Annotated in this window: 2 protein-coding genes and 1 pseudogene; all 3 read left to right on the forward strand. The window is 58.0% G+C overall.

The window, feature by feature from the left end:
* A pseudogene (locus LR948_RS18675) lies at window positions 1–379 on the forward strand (type II secretion system protein GspD); the annotation flags it as partial.
* Between the two features lie 513 nt (window positions 380–892).
* Window positions 893–1,600 (forward strand): hypothetical protein, encoded by a 708-nt coding sequence (locus LR948_RS18680; RefSeq protein WP_232755661.1) that lies wholly within the window; start codon window positions 893–895, stop codon window positions 1,598–1,600.
* Window positions 1,601–2,341: 741 nt separating this feature from the next.
* Window positions 2,342–2,737 (forward strand): c-type cytochrome, encoded by a 396-nt coding sequence (locus tag LR948_RS18685; RefSeq protein WP_232755663.1) that lies wholly within the window; start codon window positions 2,342–2,344, stop codon window positions 2,735–2,737.
* Window positions 2,738–2,753 lie beyond the last annotated feature (16 nt).

Below are 2,753 nucleotides of genomic sequence, written 5' to 3' on the forward strand. Positions count from 1 at the left end.
TGCCAACGTCCAGGGTGCCGCCGATCTGATCACCAACCGCCGGGTGATCGAGACCACGGTCCAGTCCCGCGACGGCGGCACCGTGGTGCTGGGCGGGCTGATCACCGACGACTCGCAGAGCTCCACCTCGAAGGTGCCGGGGCTCGGAGACGTGCCGGTGGTGGGCAACCTCTTCCGCTCGCGGTCGCGCGACGAGACCCAGCGCACGCTGTTCGTCTTCATGCGCCCGACCGTCCTCGACAGCGCCCACGAGGCCCGCGCCATCGCCGAACGCCGCTACCAGCGCCTGCGCAAGGCCGACGCCGCCGAACAACCGCGCAGCCTGCTGAAGGAGCGCAAGGTCGAGAAGCTGCCGCTGGAGCTGAACGGGCTGTATTGAGCCGGCGGGCGGCGCGGTTGACGCTGGGTGGGTCGGCTGGCTGTGCGCGCCGATGGCGTTCGGCTGGGGAAAGGCACACCGCTGGCGGCGCGGATCGAAGCGAAGCGGTGCCGGAGAGGCGCGCGGGATGCGTCTGCATTTCCGAGTGTTATCGCGGAGAGGTGTGCGTCACTTGAGGCTGGCGGAGAAGGCAGGCTTTACTCGCCAAACAGTGTCTTCCGTTGCTATTCCGAGCAGGACTTGGGGATGCCAGGAAACTCGGGTTGCGCATTGGAGGTGAAGCCTCCTGACGTTCCCTCGCCAGAGCCTCCACGGCCAAGCTTAGCTTGGCTCAAATCGTAGCAATTGATCATTTAAAAGTCCTTATCAGAGACCGACATTAGCAGACGAAATTTAGCTCATAGCAGGTCGATATCAGCAAAAAGCCAGAGATGATTAGAACTTGAAGATCTGCTAAGGAGTAGAAGTTGATATTCGAACCAAGTATACAGACGTGGAGGCCGTGGACCGAAAGTGAACTTCATTTATGTGGATGAACATGATTGCCATCAAGAAAAATATAGCGCAGCAGTTGCACTAGTTTTTCCGGCTTCGATAATATCAGAGTTTCGCAACAACCTGATATCCAGAATGCATAAAATTTTCCAAAGAAGCGAGACGTATGCCGCGCCTTTTCCCGTGCTCCACGCCTCATCGCTTCCCGAAACACTTGAAGATTTCCAGAAGATTGAATTATTTTCAGCGGTTATCGAAGAGGCCTCGAAAGCGTGCATCGGGATCTATCGTGTCGGATACCACTGGAACGACAGCCATACTTTAGGTATTTTTGGACAAGCCGGTATTGGAGCCGCTCGACTTGCTTCGTTTACAACACTTCAAATTGAATTTTCACAACTGCCATTCAATCCAAAAGTGGTGGTGCAGGAGTATGACGCGTCACATCACGCGGCGTTTGATCCTTGGCTAAACAGGACGGAGAACTTGGAGCAACTTACTCAATTGCAATTACTTGGGCATGACTTCGAAAATCACCTGTCCCAGAATATCGGATATTATTACGCACCTAAACGAGACTATCAGCTGTATGCAGTTGACTTTGTGGCATATCATCTCAAATTACAGCAACGCAAGCAAATTTCTGATTTTCAAGCTAGGCTCATTGCAGCGGCACCAAAAATTGACAGACTGATGATCAGAAATGAAATTATTCCACGGAGGTGAAACGATTTTTTCTCCGCTTCCCTCCAGCTCTCATCCGAGACGCACTTCCGAGATCTTGGACGGTATGATAACGGAAATGTAGCTCTAAGCGCATGCCGCGAACAGTAACTTCGATCGCACACAGCGGACCTCCATACTTGACGCAGGGGGTGCCCGGCGAACATCAGTGCACAGCCCGACGTGCTGTCAGCCACCCAATGCAGCCGCAAACTCAAGCCCACAGATCCCAATTCCCGCGCCCACGCGACACCCGCAGATCCCGTCGAGCCACCTGTCCAATCCGGATCAATCCCTGCCATCAGCCGCTCTGAAAAAATCAACTTTTCTTCGATGCCGAGCCCAGGAGCCAAGGCAGATCCCCCCGAAAGGAAGACGCATCGCATCCTGGCACAGCAGATTGATGACCTCCTGCCTGGAAAGCCGACCTCTACCACAACCTTCCTTTGGGTCCTGCCAGCTGCAGCGACGGCTCCTGCGATCCGGCGAGCGGTGGGGCTGTCAGCCACTGATCCTCTGCACCCGGTGTCTTGATGCCAAATCGAATGAAGATCGGTGACGCCCTTTCCCCACGTCTCCCGGCGCGTAAGCTATCCGCCGGACGGCCTCGCGCATCCTCCGGTCGGGCAGAAGCGGCTTGAACGGTGTGGCCGAATGCGTAGCACTGGTGCCTTGAGCGGCCCGCCCGTACCCGGAGCCCGACGAGGCACCGGCCTGGCAGAGCCAAATCAGGAGGAGGACCCCATGAGACTACCACTGCTTCTGGCGGCGCTCGCCGCCTTCGGCGGGGGCGCGGCCCTGGCCGGCGACACATCCGACACCGCCGAGTCGGAAGGCGCAGCCGCCGGCGCGGAGACCGCCGAAATTCGGGACATCGACGTCTCCGAAGCCGATACCGCCCAAGGCGAGAAGGCCTACCAGGCGGTCTGCCGCAACTGCCACGGCCCCAAGGCCCAGGGCGTCGCCAGCTATCCGCGCCTGTCGGACAAGGAGGTCGCCTATCTGGTCGATCGGCTCGAAACCTATCGCTCGGGCGAGAAGATCGGCCCGAACTCGATGCTCATGATCCCGCATGCGAAGGAGCTGTCGGACGAGGAGATCCTCAACATCGCGGTCTATGTGACCACCGCCTTCGAGTGAGACGCGGACCCGCCGC

The organism is Roseivivax sp. GX 12232 (genome assembly GCF_021272185.1).
Taxonomy (GTDB): Bacteria; Pseudomonadota; Alphaproteobacteria; order Rhodobacterales; family Rhodobacteraceae; genus Roseivivax.